The 16,358-nt window shown below is 47.5% G+C and carries 13 protein-coding genes; 1 reads left to right on the top strand and 12 read right to left on the bottom strand.

What is annotated here, in order from left to right:
- Positions 1-246: 246 nt before the first annotated feature.
- The 12 genes from L5M11_RS06195 to hisG form a co-directional block, all read right to left on the bottom strand.
- Positions 247-582, bottom strand: coding sequence for a YdbL family protein (locus L5M11_RS06195; protein ID WP_263186886.1), 336 nt, complete (start codon positions 580-582; stop codon positions 247-249).
- Between the two features lie 24 nt (positions 583-606).
- Entirely contained in the window at positions 607-825 is a 219-nt protein-coding gene (locus L5M11_RS06200) for a YnbE family lipoprotein (protein ID WP_028759774.1), read from the bottom strand.
- A gap of 13 nt (positions 826-838) precedes the next feature.
- Positions 839-4,288: a YdbH domain-containing protein gene (locus L5M11_RS06205; RefSeq protein WP_263191651.1), complete on the bottom strand. Its 3,450-nt coding sequence runs from the start codon at positions 4,286-4,288 to the stop codon at positions 839-841.
- 346 nt (positions 4,289-4,634) lie between these two features.
- Positions 4,635-5,822: an aromatic amino acid transport family protein gene (locus tag L5M11_RS06210; protein WP_219252537.1), complete on the bottom strand. Its 1,188-nt coding sequence runs from the start codon at positions 5,820-5,822 to the stop codon at positions 4,635-4,637.
- A gap of 795 nt (positions 5,823-6,617) precedes the next feature.
- Positions 6,618-7,259 (bottom strand): bifunctional phosphoribosyl-AMP cyclohydrolase/phosphoribosyl-ATP diphosphatase HisIE, encoded by a 642-nt coding sequence (gene hisIE / locus L5M11_RS06215; RefSeq protein WP_263181522.1) that lies wholly within the window; start codon positions 7,257-7,259, stop codon positions 6,618-6,620.
- 127 nt (positions 7,260-7,386) lie between these two features.
- Complete coding sequence (gene hisF / locus L5M11_RS06220) at positions 7,387-8,160, bottom strand: imidazole glycerol phosphate synthase subunit HisF (RefSeq protein ID WP_263191652.1); 774 nt, start codon at positions 8,158-8,160, stop codon at positions 7,387-7,389.
- Positions 8,142-8,879, bottom strand: coding sequence for a 1-(5-phosphoribosyl)-5-[(5-phosphoribosylamino)methylideneamino]imidazole-4-carboxamide isomerase (gene hisA, locus L5M11_RS06225; protein WP_263191653.1), 738 nt, complete (start codon positions 8,877-8,879; stop codon positions 8,142-8,144). The genes hisF and hisA overlap by 19 nt, the downstream gene beginning before the upstream one ends.
- A 70-nt stretch (positions 8,880-8,949) precedes the next feature.
- Positions 8,950-9,744 carry an imidazole glycerol phosphate synthase subunit HisH gene (gene hisH, locus L5M11_RS06230; protein WP_263186879.1) on the bottom strand — a complete coding sequence of 265 codons (795 nt, stop codon included), beginning with the start codon at positions 9,742-9,744 and terminating at the stop codon, positions 8,950-8,952.
- 31 nt (positions 9,745-9,775) lie between these two features.
- Complete coding sequence (gene hisB / locus L5M11_RS06235) at positions 9,776-10,867, bottom strand: bifunctional histidinol-phosphatase/imidazoleglycerol-phosphate dehydratase HisB (RefSeq protein WP_263186878.1); 1,092 nt, start codon at positions 10,865-10,867, stop codon at positions 9,776-9,778.
- Between the two features lie 101 nt (positions 10,868-10,968).
- Positions 10,969-12,171, bottom strand: coding sequence for a histidinol-phosphate transaminase (gene hisC / locus L5M11_RS06240; RefSeq protein ID WP_263186877.1), 1,203 nt, complete (start codon positions 12,169-12,171; stop codon positions 10,969-10,971).
- A gap of 75 nt (positions 12,172-12,246) precedes the next feature.
- A complete protein-coding gene (gene hisD, locus L5M11_RS06245; RefSeq protein ID WP_263191656.1) occupies positions 12,247-13,569 on the bottom strand; it encodes a histidinol dehydrogenase in 1,323 nt (440 codons plus the stop codon).
- A 3-nt stretch (positions 13,570-13,572) separates the two neighbouring features.
- Entirely contained in the window at positions 13,573-14,472 is a 900-nt protein-coding gene (gene hisG, locus L5M11_RS06250; RefSeq protein ID WP_041408375.1) for an ATP phosphoribosyltransferase, read from the bottom strand.
- Between the two features lie 1,057 nt (positions 14,473-15,529).
- Here hisG and L5M11_RS06255 point away from each other — a divergent pair.
- Positions 15,530-16,358, top strand: an 829-nt coding sequence (locus tag L5M11_RS06255) for a GGDEF domain-containing protein (RefSeq protein ID WP_263191658.1), incomplete at its 3' end; no start/stop codon positions are given.

Raw genomic sequence — 16,358 nt, forward strand, 5'->3', positions numbered from 1 at the left:
TAAAGCAAAGGGAATCAGTATCTTACTGATTCCCTTTGTTGATTTGGGGTAACAGGACGGCGAGTCACTGGAATGACAGTGCTTAACCAAACTCCATCAAACAATCTAAAATCTAGATCCTCGTTCAAAGGTATTGGCCAGCAAATCATTCCCTTTATCGACCACCAATGAAAACGCCTGCAATTGCAGGCGTTTTGTTTATGTTTATTCGTTTTGCTTTTACGCGCTAGAGCTTTAGAAAGCGGACTACTTTTTAGTCCATTTACCTTTGGCATCTTGCACATAGTTGCCTTTATCTGTGGCGGCTATGGCTTTTTCGCCAGCGAGTTTAGCAACGTCGGCTGGGGAGAGTTTGTTCTTCTTGGCGATGGTTTCGTAGTGGGCGCGGCGTTTGTTATTCACGTCGTCCATTACGGCTTTGGCTTCGGGATTGGCTTGCACTAATCCTAAGTAGCCGTTGGCTTGTTCGCCTAAATAGCCCTGTGACTTAGCTTCTTGAAGTGACATGGCAAAGGCACTTAGGCTTAAAAAGCTGAGGGTTAATAGCAATAATAACTTTGTTTTTAGTCGGATTGATTTCATGGTGATTCCTCAATTCTTATTTAATTAGAACAGCTTATCGTCTGACAGGAGTTGGTCTAATTCCTTATCTACTTTGATCCGTATCTCATGTTCAATTTTCACATTGAGATTGATAACGATAGGTTTATCCGGCGGTTCTATTTTGACTGTGGGCGTACAGCCCTGCAATGAGGCTAGGGCTACCAATGCGATAAGCGCGCTTCGGGTACCTATGCTAATTTGTTGTAATTGAATTATCTTCACTGAGGTTTCCTTGTTACTTCACTGATTTTTCGATTCTGTCCTGCAAGTCATTACCAATTTGCAGACTTCTAAATAATTGCAGCATGTTCTCTTCGTGGGAGTAATTCAAGTGGATAGGGCGTTCAATCCCTTCACCGCGGCCTTTTACTTCGACGAGCAGTTTAGCATCACCGGCTTGGTCCATATCAAAGCTGCTTGATAATTGGCTATATTGTAAGTGTTCTAACGTGGAAAAGACAAAGTCTAGATACGGTTGGGATTGGCGCATCTGCTCAACGGCGGGGTTGCCTGAGATAGCGATGAGGCCGCCGGGTGCGCGCGCGGCTAATTGCCCGCCAGTGATCGACACTTTGCCGTTGATTAAATCGACGGGCAATACGCCATCGAATATGCCGTCGGCATAGATGCCAATTTGTGGTTGAATGCGCAGGACCTCTTCCAGACTCATGGCCTGCAGCAGCAGATAGGCATGGGATTTATCCTGCAATTTAAGACTAAATTCTGGCAGCAGAAACTGTCCGCTGAGCACTTTGCCTTTGGCGGTCATGGAAACATCGGTGTCACTTAAGCCTGTGAGTTGTTGTATCCAATTGTCGGGCAATTTCTCGGCATCTTTGCCAAGGGCGATATCGGCTTCCACTTCGATATCGGTCAGTGGAAAGCCAGGATCAAATAAGTTAAAGGTCATCAGCGTCTGCGGGCAATTGAGCTTACTGAGGCTGCTAAAATAGCCTTTGTCCTGCGGCTTGTTATGAGACTCTTTTTTATAAGATTGCCCCCAAGTGAACTCACATTGCGCTTGCAGTTTTCCCCCTTCAAAAATGATGTCTTTATAAAAGCCTTCAAGTTCTGTCATCGATTGAGTTATTTGCATGGCAAATTGGGTCTGATCGCGTCTTTGCGTTAGGTTAAACTGCGCCTGTAATTGGTTATTACCTGTGACATTAAGCTCAGATGGTAAGGGTTGGGTTTGATTGAGCAAGGCTAGCGCCTCGGTCATGCTAGTGTCGACAACCCATTGCCCCGTCAGCACTAGAGGTTTGCTCGCGGTGGCAAGGTTCAGCTTGTGTTGGCTTTGCAGCTCAACCGTGCCCACTTGCCAGTGCTCATCACCAAAGAGCGTATTATTTTTCCAATCTAAGCTTTGTACCAGCGTTAACTTGTCCAGCTTGAGTACGGTTTCTTTGCGGCTGCGGCCTTTGCTGCTGAGCTGTTTTTCGATATTTAGCTGACTGGCTTGCCATGCGAGTTGATTACGCCAAGTGGTAGCGAGTAGTGAATCGAACAGCGCTTCGATATCGGGTTTAAGCTCAAATGACATGTTTTTTTGTAATGCAATCGAGAAACTGCCCGCATTCATATCGGTTTTCGTTATGATGCTAGTGCTAGCATTTTTATCAGCATTAGCCTCAGTGACTACATCATCTGTCACTAAAGTCTGTTTGGTCTGCGAAAAATACAGTTGCTCCAGTGCTAAGGTTAAAGGTGGTATGGCAAGGGTTAACCTGTTTGCGGTATCAGATGTGGGCACTGAGCTTTGCGCTGGACTGACTTTCTGAATGCTAGCGTTTTGAATACCAGAACTCTGAGTATGAGTGCTTTGCTGCGAGCTTATGTTCAGCGGCGCGAGGGCATTTATCGCGATACTACCAAGGCTAAACTCTGCATGTTTAGCCGCATTTTTATTTTGCATGCTAATACGCTTAAGCTCACCCACGGCGAACTGTAGCGTGTTGCCAGTATTTTGTTTTGTTGATTGAGTCAGTTCAGTCGACTCGGTAGTGGCAGTGATGAATTGCCAATCGGTTGAACTTGGCGTCTGAACTAAGTTAAATGTGCCTGCTGTCGTTAACTGACTATTATTCCAGCTAAAGTCATGCGGCGGATTTGCCCACAATTCAGATAATTGCATTGAGCCTGTTTGCCTCGTATTAAGGCGCCAATCTGTTTTGAAGGCCAGTGCTTTGGTTGATTTTGTTATTTCAACATTGGCCAAATCGACTTGGGTATCTAGCTTACTGCCTAAGGTCTTAAGCTTCACTCGAGGAAGTTTAATCGCAAGGGGATTAGCTAAGTGCACATCTTGCGGAATTTGAGTCAGCGGATAGTGCAGGGCTTCAGGCAATGTCAGTGCGATCCCCACAGGTGTATCTGTACTTTTGAGCCCCGATAGTAGCTTAGCGATTTGACTCGCTAGCGGATCAGGCACTTGCTCTGAAGCAGTCTTGGCTGCCGGATGGGTTAAAGATTGAGACGAAGGTTGAGTTAAAGGCTTAGCCAGCGACTTATCGAGTAGCTGCATCAATCGCTGTTGCTGCTCTGTATTTGGACTCAGCGCTAAGCTAAAGGGCTCTAGTTTTAGGTCAAGTTCAGCTAAATGTCCGGCAATTTTAAATGCTAACTCAGACTTAGGTGCAAGCTCGGGTTTAGGCGCAAGCTCTAGTGCAGCTAGTTGATTAAAGGTCAGCTTTGGATCGATTAATTGATGCTCACTGATAAGTTCGCCTGAGGTTAAAGTGATACTGCTGTTGGACACCAATTGACCTTGTAGATCAATCGCTAACGCTTGCCACTCTTTATCAAGCTCAGTTAACGGACTCAGTACACTGTCCTGCGCTTGCCTCAGGCTTATTTGATGCAAGCTCGCAAGCAGCGGCGCGAGTGCAATTTGACTTGCCAGTTGCCACTGTTGGGCTGCGAGTGTGGCTTTGAGCTTGGCGATGCTTTCACCTTCGTGGCTAAACTCGCTGTTGATTTCCCCTGCGCCGTTAAGGCTCAACTTACCCATTACCAAACGATAGGCGGGTAAATCATTATGGGTGTTGAGATGGTGGGAGTTGAGAATAAGACTGGTTTTTCCGATATCGATGAGTGGTAATGATTTGATATCTAAGGCCAATGCGGGGCCTTGTTCATCAATGGCATTTCGATTGGGTAAAAATAGTGATTGCCCTAACTCGACCTCAATATCACCTGTGGATATTTGGGTGATTTTTTGAGTGAGGTAAGAGGCTTGGCTGAACTGTTTAAGTTCGGCAAAACTCTGTGGCCAGTCAAGTTTTAGCTGAATATTCAAATCATTAAGTCTGATATGGCTATCATGTACCCTCAGATTGGCAGAGGTAATTCGCCAATGTTCTAACTGACTTTGCCCTAATTCAATGTTAATCAGTTCGCTGTCCATACCTGTGAGGGCAAAATTTGCCGCCTGCATAATCAGTTTTTCAGCCTGAGTATTCACAATCCAAACAGTTAACGCCACGCCCGCCAAGATGCCCGTTAAGCTGGTCGGCCATAAGGTTTTTTTTAGGGGGAATTTACGGCGATTTTGTGCAGCAACATGAGTATCCGTTCCAGAACCTAAAGCACCACTGCGAGGGCCAGCGGATATCTGCGTTGCCTCGTGTTGAGGTGCCTTGCTATCAGAGGCATTGCCACGGCTTGGCTTGTTGTGGATTGGCATTGGGTTTGATATTTATCCTTATTGACTGAGCCCTGATCAAACTCGTGCCTTAGCAGTGCAAAAATACACGAATGTGTATATTTCATTGGCACTTTTACTTTGTTCGGTTACTTCGGAGCGTTTGATTCGGGGCTGTTGCTCCGGAGTTATCGCATCGGAGCTCTTATATCGCGCACGAGCACTTGAGGCAGTTTAACACTCAAGGGCTTAGCTGACTAATGTGAAAGGATCATTGAATAGACAAGCGCCTGCTGTCAATAGTTGAGGTTTTACAGGCTCTTGTACTTCATCTTTTATTCGGGCTAGCTAACTTTTAGTTCACTCACTCTTGGTGAGTTAATTGCGGCTAGCTAAATATCTGGGCGGCGATCACCACAATTCCGCAAAGTGTGGCGAGCATTAAGGCTAACTTGCCGCCCGCAACTCGGTAACCTGTCGGCATATTGGCAGCGTCTCGCATCTGGCGTTGTGTCCACACCATGGCCACAGGTAAAAAGATGGCGAGGATCACCAGCGCAATCGCCGCGTAACCCAGCGCTGTGATAAAACCTTGAGGGTAGAAGAGGGCAAAACCTAAGGGCGGTAAAAAGGTGATAGCCGCGGTTAAGCTTCGACCTGTTGCATTATCTTCTTGCCTTAAGCTTGAGGCCATAAAATCGAACAAACCTAAACTCACCCCTAAAAACGAGGTCGCAAGGGCGAGATCGGCAAATAGACTAATAGCACTACTTAAGTATTCGCTGTGTAGTACGCTCGCCAGTTGATTGATAAAACTCGATAAACTCTGGTTTTCGAGCAATTGACTTTGGCTCAATACGCCTTGACTGCCCAGTTGCCACAAAAGGTAAATCACTAATGGCAAAGCCGAGCCAAACAACATGATCCTGCGCAGGGCTTTGACCTCAACGCCCAAGTAGCGCACCACTGAGGGAATCGAACCGTGGAAACCAAAGGAGGTAAATATTACCGGGATAGCCGTGATAATCAGCCCTTGGTTAAGTGGAAGCTCGAGTAAATGTGGGCTTTCAACCTGCGGCAGTAACAAGGCCAACATAAGCAATAATGCTAATAGCTTAAGGGCAAATAAACCGCGATTGATGAGATCCACACAGTGGGTTCCCATGCCCACAATGGCGCCAACCAGCAGGGTGAATAGGATGGCACCCGCCTGCGGTGGCAAATTTAGTCCTAGCCAAGTGCTCAGTTTTTGGTTCACTTGCTCGCCGCCGCCAGCAATGTAGGCGGCGCAGAGGGCGTACAGTAAAAACATCAGGGCGCTATTGGCGATCAACTGGCCCTTACGACCTAATAAGCGCTGCGCTAAGTGATTAAGGCTGGCATCGCTGGGGGCGAATTGATGGATTTCCACCATAAGCAGTGCCGTGTAGGCCATCAGCGCCCATAGGATGAGCATAATGGCGGATGACGTGCCAAAACCGAGTCCCGCCGAAGCGATAGGTAAAGCCAGCATACCCGCGCCGATTGTGGTGCCTGCGATAAGCAGTAAACTGCCGAAAATTTTATTCTGTGTCATAACATGATCTCAAAAGCGTGTTGCAAGAAAAAGAGATAAAGACTTGATCCTAAAGCAACTGCCTTAAAGTATTTTGATGCGATTCAATAATGAAATGATTCAAGCACAAAATAATTTAAGCAAATGAGACAGTGGCGCTCAGCGGATCCGAAAGGATATGGCCACAATGGAAGGTCAGGCAAGGTGCCTATTTTATACCCAAACAACCTGAAGATGCAGGATTCAGCGGGAGTTTAACGCACTTTAGGCAAGGCGGTTATTTGCAGACCTAGCGGGCTAAGTTAAAAATAACCAACACCGCATAAAGTGCGTTAAAACCCGCCGGGACGGAGCGTCTAGGGTACTCCACTCCCGTGTTGCATCAATTCAAAAGGTGGTCGACATTCTGTCATTGATGCGCCTTGAATTGAAGCCCCCTAGGCGCTCTGAAACTCGTATCTTCAGGTAGCTTGGGTATATCCATTGCGGCTACAGATAGGGATAATAAAAGGGTGTGAAACACATAAAACTTGCCTTAGCGTGTGTTGAGTAAAAACGGATAAGTGTTTTGATGCTTTGCCTTAATAACCTAACGGCAACGGAGGTAACCATAGGGAACTGAAATGTACTTGTCAACCATTACAACAGTATTTTGATTATTTTTTGTCACAGGATTAAGGCGCAAGATATTCATTGTTCACATTGCGGCAATGGCACTTGAGGGAATCGCGCAATAAAAAATGCCGCAGACTTGGCTCAAGTGTGCGGCATTTCTAGATGTCAGTGACTAGTGTGAAATCAGAATCAGTAAGCAGATTATGCTTTGTTCTGCAGCGCCTTTTCATGTCTTGCCAGCAAGTTTGCTGTGATGTCACTGAGGCTTAAGTTTTGATCTTCAAGCAATACCAGCAAGTGATAGATAAGATCTGAGGCTTCGTTAACCAGCTCTTCTTTATCGTGGGTCGCAGCGGCAAGGGCGGTTTCAAGACCTTCTTCCCCGACCTTTTGGGCGATACGTTTCGTGCCGCGCGCAAACAAAGACGCTGTATAGCTGGAATCGGCACTTTGCCCTTTGCGCGAGGTGATTAAGCTGGCGAGGTTGTTCAAAAATGGATGCGCATTGTCATCTAACCAGCAACTTTCGGTGCCTTTGTGGCAGGTTGGGCCGTTGGGGATCACTTGCACTAACAGGCTGTCGTTATCGCAGTCTTTATCGATGGCCACCAACTTTAAGGTATTGCCCGAGGTTTCACCCTTAGTCCACAAGCGCTGTTTTGAGCGGCTGAAAAAGGTCACATCACCTGTGCTTAAGGTTTTTTCCAGCGCGGCCTTATCCATATAACCGAGCATTAATACCTTGCCCGATAAGTGATTTTGGATCACGGCAGGAATAAGTCCATCCTGTTTGTCCCAATCCAGCTCGCTAAAATCTGACTTAGTGTTTGTTTGCGTTGACATAGTATTCACTCTTAATTTATTGATGCTTTTTAGCGGCATATTCGGGTTGCTTGCTCATGCTCTTACTGTAGCGGCAGGCGCATTAGCTCGCTATAAACGATTGACCGCGAGCGTCTAATTGCAATAGCTAGCGCCTAATCGCAATGCCTTCGGCCGCTAAATAGGCTTTTAACGCACCAATGTTGATAATCGCCTTGTGGAATACGCTCGCTGCCAGCGCCGCATCGACCTTGGCTTCAATAAATACATCGCGGAAATGTGCCATAGTCCCAGCGCCGCCCGAGGCAATTAAAGGCACGTCGCAGATGGCGCGAACAAGACTTAACTGCTTGATATCATAGCCGCCGCGCACGCCGTCTTGGTTCATCACATTGAGCACTATTTCACCACAACCTCTTTTTTGCACTTCTTCAACCCAGTCTTGGGTGAACCACGCCGTATCCTTAGTCGCCGCTTCATCGCCAGTAAATTGCTTTACCTTATAGCTGTTGCTGGTGTCATCGAAAAAGGAGTCGATGCCAATCACGATACACTGGCGGCCGAACTCGTCCTGCAGGCGTGAGATCAAACTCGGATCGGTTAAGGCGGGCGAGTTAATCGAAATCTTATCCGCCCCAAAGGCTAATAATTCACGGGCTTGGCTAATGGTTTTAATGCCACCTGCCACGCAGAAGGGAATATCAATCTGCTCCGCCACGCGGCTCACCCAAGATTTATCGACCACACGTTCGTGGGCGCTGGCGGTAATGTCATAAAACACCAGCTCATCGGCGCCTTCTTCGGCATAACGCGCGGCTAAGGGCACGATATCACCGACAATTTCGTGGTTACGAAACTGTACGCCTTTCACTACTTTACCGTCTTTCACATCTAAACAGGGGACTAGTCGTTTGGCCAGCATTGGATTGCCTCCACCATGTTAAACTGATTGATAAGCAAGGCTTTGCCTATAATGATGCCCGCAGCACCGCTATCACGCACGGCGGCAACATCATCAAGGGTCGCAATACCGCCGGAGGCTTGCCAATCGATATCGGGATAACTTGCAGCAATTTCTTGATAAAGCGCGGTATTTGCGCCCGTTAAGGTGCCGTCACGGCTAATGTCAGTCACTAGCGCGTGCTTTAAGCCGACAGCGCTAAAGGTTTCTACAAGGGATTCTAAACTCTTACCGCCGCCACTTTGCCAACCGGATACGGCGACCATTTTCTCACCGCTCTGGTTGATATTCACATCAAGAGCGAGGCAAATTGCCTCGCTGCCGTACTTGATAAACCATTGTTTAACTAACTCAGGTTCTTTCACCGCCAGCGAGCCAATCACCACACGTTTTACGCCGATAGCTAATAATTCAGTGACTTGCTCTTCTGTACGAATGCCGCCGCCCACTTGAATGTTAGCGTTTAGTCCCGCCACGAGTTCACTGATAAGGCGAGTTTGGCGTTTAGCGGGATCTTTCGCGCCTGTTAAATCAACGATATGCAACCAGTTAGCGCCTTGAGCCTCGTAGGATTGCAGCTGCGCCAAAGGACTTAAATCAAAGGTGGTCTGCTGGCCGTAATCGCCTTGATAAAGGCGGACGACATTGCCATCAATTAAATCAATCGCAGGAATAATCATAAGCTCAGATCCTTAATTGATTTATTTATAAGTAATTTATTAATAACTAGTTTTTTAATGAGTAATTTATTCATTGGTCAGCCTTCTTTAAACCCGCTTGGCCATTAGCAGAGCTGCCTTGCTGCGCTTCGTTCATCAGCGCTTCGTTCATTTGCAACTCGTCCATCAGTAAAAAGTTACACAGAATTTGCGCGCCCACGGCGGCACTTTTTTCGGGGTGGAACTGCACGCCCATAAAGTTGCCTTTGCCGATGGCGGCGCTAAAGCCTTCACCATAGGAACATTGGGCTAAGGTAAATTCACTCAACGGCGCGCGGTAACTGTGGACGAAATAAACATAACTGCCATCTTCAATGCCCGCAAACAGTGGGTGAACGCTAGGGCTGTTGGCGCCTTGTGAGTTTGTTGTTAGCTTAAGTTGGTTCCAGCCCATGTGCGGTAAAGGCAAGCCTTCAGCTTTGAGTAGTTCAGTATCCAGCTCGCAAATGTCGGTGGGGATTATGCCTAAGCACTCGCAATCTTGACCTTTTCCGCCGCGCTCCTTAGAAATCGCTGCCAACATTTGCATTCCAAGGCACACGCCCAGCAAAGGTTGAGTCAGGCCTTGAATGAGTTCGACCAAGCCTTTTTCATGCAAGGATGCCATGGCGGCACCCGCTGTGCCCACACCTGGCAGCACCACACGTTTTGCCGCTTTGATTTTGGCTTTATCGTCTGTGACCAACACCTTAGCGCCTAAACGCTCGAAGGCGAAACGTACTGAGTTTAAATTGGCACAGCCCGTATCTATGATGACGGTTTCAGCATCTGATGATTCATTTGCTGTTAATTGCTGGCCAGCTGTTAATAGAGTGTCTTGTTGCATCCTAACCTCTTAAACGATTTATGCTGATGCCTTAAAGCACGCCTTTGCTCGATGGCAGAATATCGCCTTCAACTTTAACTGCTTGGCGTAGCGCGCGGCCGAGCACTTTAAACAGGGCTTCAACCTTGTGGTGATCGTTATCGCCCTGCGTCGACACATGCAGCGTACAGCGCAGGCCATCGGCAAAGGAGCGGAAGAAGTGCGGCACCATTTCAGTGGCCATTTCGCCCACATGCTCGCGCTCAAAATCGGCCGAGAACTTGATAAAAGGGCGGCCAGAGATATCCAGCAGACACTCACCCTTAGCTTCGTCCATCGGCAGGCTAAAGCCGAAACGGGCAATGCCGCGTTTGTCACCGAGCGCTTGGCGCAGGGCATCACCTATGGCTAGTGCCGTGTCTTCGATGCTGTGGTGATCGTCGATTTCCAGATCGCCATCGACTTTCACATCCATTCTAAAATTACCGTGGGTAGCAATTTGATCGAGCATGTGGTCGAAAAAGCCAATGCCTGTGTCGATGTTGCCTTTAACGGGGCTGTCGAGATCAACAGTCACACGAATGTCGGTTTCTTTGGTGGTACGTACGACCGTGGCTGTGCGGCCTTTATTGAGCAGCGCATCAGCGATGGCATTCCAGCCCAAAGTTTCGCGTTGATATTTCAGGCTTTTAATGCCCATGGCATTGCCGAGTTCCACATCGGTTTCGCGATCACCAATTACAGCTGATTGGGTGAAATTGATGCAGCCTTGGGTGAGGTAGTCTTTTACTAGCCCAAGCTTAGGTTTACGGCAGCTGCAATTTTCATCGTTAAAGTGTGGGCAAATCACCACATCTTCGAAGTTCACCCCTTGGCTTTTGAGGATTTGCATCATCATATTGTGGGGCGCATCGAAATCTTCCTGCGGGAAAGACGGTGTGCCAAGGCCGTCTTGATTGCTGACCATGACTAAACGAAATCCTGCCTTTTGCAGACGTAGCAAAGCTGGGATCACCTGTGGCTCGAACACTAATTTCGCTAGACTATCGACCTGTTTGTCGGTGATGGGCTCTTCAATCAAGGTGCCATCGCGGTCGATAAACAGAATTTTTTGTGCAACGTTCGGGACAAATTGTGGGTTCATGGCTCTACCTTTAAATTCAATTCGTTTAGCTAATGCTTAAGCTGATTTAACTTTCAGCGTTGCATTCGCTTTTTATTGGTTTTATTAGTTTTTATGTTCAGTTACTTATTATTCGTTTCTGGTGACTGCTCAGTGTGTTGCGATTCAAATAAATTCACTAACACATCGGTATCCGCCTTTGAACTAAAGCTAAAGCGGATAGCCTTGGCAAGCCTTGGGTCTTTGTAGGCGCGGGCGACAACGCCGCTGCCTTGCAGTAACGCCGCGACCTTGGCGACATCATCAAATTCAGCCAGCACATAATTGCCGTTAGGCTTAAGCACGCGGGCGCGCGAATCTGAACTATTCGATTTTGAACAATAAGCGCTGATCGCCGCGGTGAGCCTGGCGCCTTGCTCATTTAATTGTGCAACTTGCACTTTCATCCGCGCAACGCCAGCGCTTGATAGCGCTTGGGTGGCGATTTCACTCACGGGTAGCGGCACAGGATAGGGCGCAATTACGCGTATAATGATGTCGACTACGGCCTCATTTGCCAGCATAAAACCACAGCGTGCTCCGGCGAGAGCAAAGGCTTTTGACAGGGTGCGCAGTACCACCAGATTCGGATAGCTTTCCAGCAAATCCGCCACACTGTATTCAGGGCAAAACTCAATATAGGCCTCATCGATCACTACAAGCGCGTCGGGCAGGGCTTTGATTGCTTGCTCGATAATGGCTTTGTCGATCACAGTCCCGGTCGGATTATTGGGATTGCAGATAAACACCAGTTTTGCGCCGCGAACGTCCTCGGCATAGCTTGTCGGCAAGCCATATTCCGCGCTGAGATTTAACGCTTTAACGCCTACATTAAAGGTGTTCGCGCTGATGGCATACATGCCGTACGTCGGGCCAAAGCAGGCAATGCTGTCGACGCCTGGTATACAAAAGGCGCGAATTAACAGTTCAATCGCTTCATCGGCGCCGCGGCTGGCGACTATCTTGCTGGTGCTCACGCCGCTGTATTCGCTGTAGGCATTGATAAGCTGCGGCGGTTGGCATTCTGGGTAACGATTCAATTTCGATAAATCGAGTGCTGCCGTATCGACATTATTGAAGGGGGATTCGTTGGCATTGATCCAAATATCACCACGACCGCCCAGTCTGCGGGCACTTTGGTAGGGCGTTAAATCCAGTAACTCAGGGCGCGCTAGGCGCTCGGCTAAATTTAGCGACGCCGATTGCGCTAACGTTGATGGTGCTAACTTTGATGCCGTTAATACTGTGGGTTCTGCTGTCTTTTCCATGCTGATCATTTGGCTCATTTTCTTCACTCAGCTCTATTTTTATAGACTTAAGGACTAATCACTTAAGAGTTGTTCACTTAAGGTTTAAGCGGATCATTTCTCTAGGCTAGCTAAACGTACTGCGACGGCATTTTTGTGCGCATCGAGCAATTCGTTACTGGCTAACTTCATGACCGCTTGCCCCAATCCGATTAAGCCCTTAGCACTGAGTTCCTGCACGGTAAAGCGGCGGCTAAAATCGGCTAATGACAGGCTCGACACGGCGCGGCTGTAACCGTAAGTCGGCAGCACGTGGTTGGTGCCACTGGCATAATCACCAACTGATTCAGGCGTATAGGCGCCTAAAAATACCGAGCCAGCGGCGCGAATGTTTTTCAGCAACTCACGGGGAAAGCGCGTTTGAATGATTAAGTGCTCAGGCCCATATTGATTAGAAACCTGCGCGGCTTGCAGCATATCGTCCACAACCAAAGTACGACTGCTCAATAGCGCCGTTGCCGCGATATCACAACGCGGCAGGACGGCGAGTTGTCTTGTCAGTGCGTCATTCACGCCGTCCGCGATAGCTTGCGAATCCGTCACTAAAATCACTTGTGAATCAGGGCCGTGCTCAGCTTGTGAAAGCAAATCGGCGGCGATAAATTCGCAATTCGCGTCGCTATCGGCAATCACCAACACCTCAGAAGGACCAGCCGGCATATCGATACACACAGTGCAGCGACCATCTTGTGACACTAAACGTTTAGCTTCAGTAACATAGCGATTACCTGGGCCAAAAATCTTATCGACCGCCGGAATCGTTTCTGTGCCAAAGGCCAGTGCCGCAATGGCTTGTGCGCCGCCCACTTGATAGATTTCAGTGATCCCGCAGGCATTGGCTGCATAGATAATGGCATCGTTGATCGGCGGTGGGCTGACCAATACTCTTTGTTCGCAGCCGGCGATCTTGGCGGGGAGGGCAAGCATCATCACGGTAGAAATTAATGGTGCGCTGCCACCGGGGATATATAAACCCACTTTTTCAATCGGTTCGCTACGTAGCTCGCAGCGTACTCCCGCCTCGGTCTCCATATCAATCGGGCGAAATTGCTGGGCGCTGTGAAACACATCTATATTCGCCATGGCTTTGGCTATCGCCGCTTTCAGCTCTGGTGATACTCGTGCGCTTGCTGCAGTAATCTCGGCTTCACCCATGCGCAGCTCACCACTTCCTTGTCCATTTAAATCTTTGGTCGCGCTATTGAAGCCATCAAACTTTTGATTAAATTCGGCAATGGCGGCATCACCCCGCGTCGCCACCGCATCGATAATGGCGCGAACGCTTTGCTCTAAGCCGCTGTCACCAATTAAAGGCGAGCGTTTCAGCGCCGTTTTTTGCTCGGCGGTTGATAAGGTGGACCAAGTTAGGATTTCCATAGATCACCCCATCATTTTTTCGATTGGCATCACCAGAATCGAGCTGGCACCGAGTGCGGTCAACTGTTCCATGGTATCCCAGAACAAATCTTCGGTACTGACGGCGTGGATAGCAACGCGGTTAGTATCATCATTTAATGGTAATACGGTTGGGTTTTCAGCGCCGGGCAGCAGGGCGACGATCTGATCTAAGGTTTCGGTTGGCGCGTGTAGCAGTATGTACTTGCTCTCACGGGCGCGGATAACGCCGTTGACGCGGGACAGAATTTTGTCGATGAGTGCTTGTTTAGTCGGCGATTGGGTTTGGGTCGATTGAATGATGCAGGCCATTGAGCGGTAAATCACTTCGGTTTCGTATAAGCCGTTGGCCTCTAAGGTAGCGCCTGTCGACACGAGATCACAAATCCCATCGGCAAGGCCAGCGCGTGGGGCGACTTCAACCGAACCTTTTAACATACAGTCGCGATAAGTTATGCCTTTTTGTTGCATAAAACGGCGCAGCAGGTTCGGGTAAGAAGTGGCAATGCGTAATCCTTCTAACGAGGAGGCATCGGCGTAACTGAATTCTGTCGGTACGGCTAACGAGAGGCGACATGATCCGAAATCTAACTGACGCAGTTTGAGACAATCTGCGGGTTTGTTCAGGGTTTGACGCTCGATTTGTTCTTCTTCGAGTACGTTTTCACCGATGATCCCCATATCAACCACGCCGTCCATCACCAATCCTGGGATATCGTCATCACGAACGCGCAGTAAATCGATAGGCATATTGTCGGCATGAGCGATAAGGCGTTGTTCATTAATGGAAAATTTAACACCACAGCTTTTTAGCAGTTGCTGAGAGTCAGTAGAAAGACGGCCAGATTTTTGGATGGCGATGCGTAAACGGTTCGATTCGGTCATAGTGTTATCTCGCTCAAAAGTATCAAAATTAAAAGATTCAAAAAGTGTTGTTCAATCGGTTTAATACGCCTTGCTATTCAACGGGTCCTAGCTAAGGAATCTAGCTAAGTGCTCTAGCTAACGTATTGATAATTTATTAAATATCTAAAGTTGCTTATGTAAATTAAAACCCAAATTAACGCCTAAATGCAAAAACCCCCGGAATTCCTTCCAGGGGTTTATGATCATCTTGAATCAGTCCGCCAGAAGGATATAGTCCTCCGGCAGTGAGCGTCCGAAGGCTACCGCATATGGTGGTGATGGTGGTGGATAGCGTTCAGTAGTGGGCTCATTTTACTCTCTCGGTATTTAACGTTATTGGCCCAACTGTTCGAAATAAAGTGCAGTCGAAATACAGTTAAGCCTTGAATGCGTTGTTACGGACGTCTATCCGTATTAGTGGATTTAAACTAACCGCTTTTATGAGCCTTTGCAACAGCCAATTTGAATTAAATGAGAATATTTATGCGTTTTTGTGAAAGGCAGAGGGTTATCGTTAAATAAAGTTATTGAGCATTTTTGTTGGTGGGATGTTGAAAGTGGATAAAAGTGTATTTGAAAATTACACAGGCTGACATTTTACTTCAACTATTGAGAGCTTATCACTTCAATTATTTGGATCTAGCGTTTGCTGATACGACTCACACATGCTTAGCATGATGGTATTTACTCTCCGATACGTTGAGTAGAAACCTAGGGTTTCTAAGTTTATGAACATGGCTAACTTCTTCAGGGCTCAAGCTTCATGACTGCATCTAATGTTTTGTCGTATACCTCTGGTGAAAAATGCGCGCGCCACTGTAACTCAGTAAATTGGCCGTAAAATCGTAAATTATCAAAGTATTGGATCTGATTTTTAAAGCTTATTTGCCGAATGTGTGGGATTTATATCGCGGTAGAGCCAATCCCGTTGCGGTAATATGGGGGTAAAGACAAAGACGCTGTGATTAGTGTAGAACGCTGCTAATCTAAACATGTCGGAGATCTTCTCTAAAAGCGTCATTGCTAGGAATAATCGATGGAAAAAGAATCTCTTGAGTCTGTTTACCCCTTTTTAACCGAAGCYTTACGGCTAAGCGAGAATGGCCTCGCTGTTTTGGACAAGCACAATCATTTTATCTTTTATAACCATACCTTTGCGAAAATGTTTGGTTTTGTTGATCAAGACATGGCTGGCCGGCATTTTGACGACATGATGCACTTTGCCTTTACCCATAAGCAAGGGCCTAAAATTGATCATGAAACCATAGAGGAATGGCTTGAACTTATTCATGCGAATCAACGTAAATCAGCTTTTCGACGTTTTGAAGTGGATCTGGTCGACGGTAGSTGGTTGCAACTTTCTGAGCAGGTTTATCACAATGGCGATATGGTCATTGTTTGCACCGATATTACCCAGTTAAAACAGGTCGAATTTGCCCTAAGGAATGCRCAGACTGAGTTGAATCGACTCGCACTCACCGATGAATTAACCGGTATTGCYAATCGACGGCATTTTTTCCAGCAGTTAGAGCATGAAATCAAACGCTTGAGTCGTCTACAGTTACCTTTGTGCCTTGTCATGATGGATATCGATTATTTTAAACTCGTTAATGATCGCTATGGGCATCAAGTGGGTGACAAGATAYTGCAGCATTTTACCCAATTTATCAGTGCTCGCACGCGCCCATACGATATCTTTGGTCGCTTCGGCGGTGAGGAATTTGCGCTATTACTGCCAGAAACGTCGGTCGATGTCGCGCAGAAAATTGTGACGCGTATGATGTTAGCGCTTGCGAATGAAGATATTTCAGCGATAGTCGCCGATTTTCACTATCAATTTTCGGCAGGAGTGAGTGCGTTAACAC

The sequence above is a fragment of the Shewanella sp. SM87 genome (genome assembly GCF_025653705.1).
GTDB lineage: Bacteria > Pseudomonadota > Gammaproteobacteria > Enterobacterales > Shewanellaceae > Shewanella > Shewanella oncorhynchi.

Coding starts and splice junctions, on each gene's coding strand:
- L5M11_RS06205 (WP_263191651.1), bottom strand. CDS start 4,288: ATGCCAATCCACAACAAGCCAAGCCGTGGCAATGCCTCTGATAGCAAG.
- hisD (WP_263191656.1), bottom strand. CDS start 13,569: ATGGAAATCCTAACTTGGTCCACCTTATCAACCGCCGAGCAAAAAACG.
- hisG (WP_041408375.1), bottom strand. CDS start 14,472: ATGACCGAATCGAACCGTTTACGCATCGCCATCCAAAAATCTGGCCGT.
- hisC (WP_263186877.1), bottom strand. CDS start 12,171: ATGAGCCAAATGATCAGCATGGAAAAGACAGCAGAACCCACAGTATTA.
- hisH (WP_263186879.1), bottom strand. CDS start 9,744: ATGCAACAAGACACTCTATTAACAGCTGGCCAGCAATTAACAGCAAAT.
- hisIE (WP_263181522.1), bottom strand. CDS start 7,259: ATGTCAACGCAAACAAACACTAAGTCAGATTTTAGCGAGCTGGATTGG.
- hisA (WP_263191653.1), bottom strand. CDS start 8,879: ATGATTATTCCTGCGATTGATTTAATTGATGGCAATGTCGTCCGCCTT.
- L5M11_RS06195 (WP_263186886.1), bottom strand. CDS start 582: ATGAAATCAATCCGACTAAAAACAAAGTTATTATTGCTATTAACCCTC.
- hisF (WP_263191652.1), bottom strand. CDS start 8,160: ATGCTGGCCAAACGACTAGTCCCCTGTTTAGATGTGAAAGACGGTAAA.
- hisB (WP_263186878.1), bottom strand. CDS start 10,867: ATGAACCCACAATTTGTCCCGAACGTTGCACAAAAAATTCTGTTTATC.
- L5M11_RS06210 (WP_219252537.1), bottom strand. CDS start 5,822: ATGACACAGAATAAAATTTTCGGCAGTTTACTGCTTATCGCAGGCACC.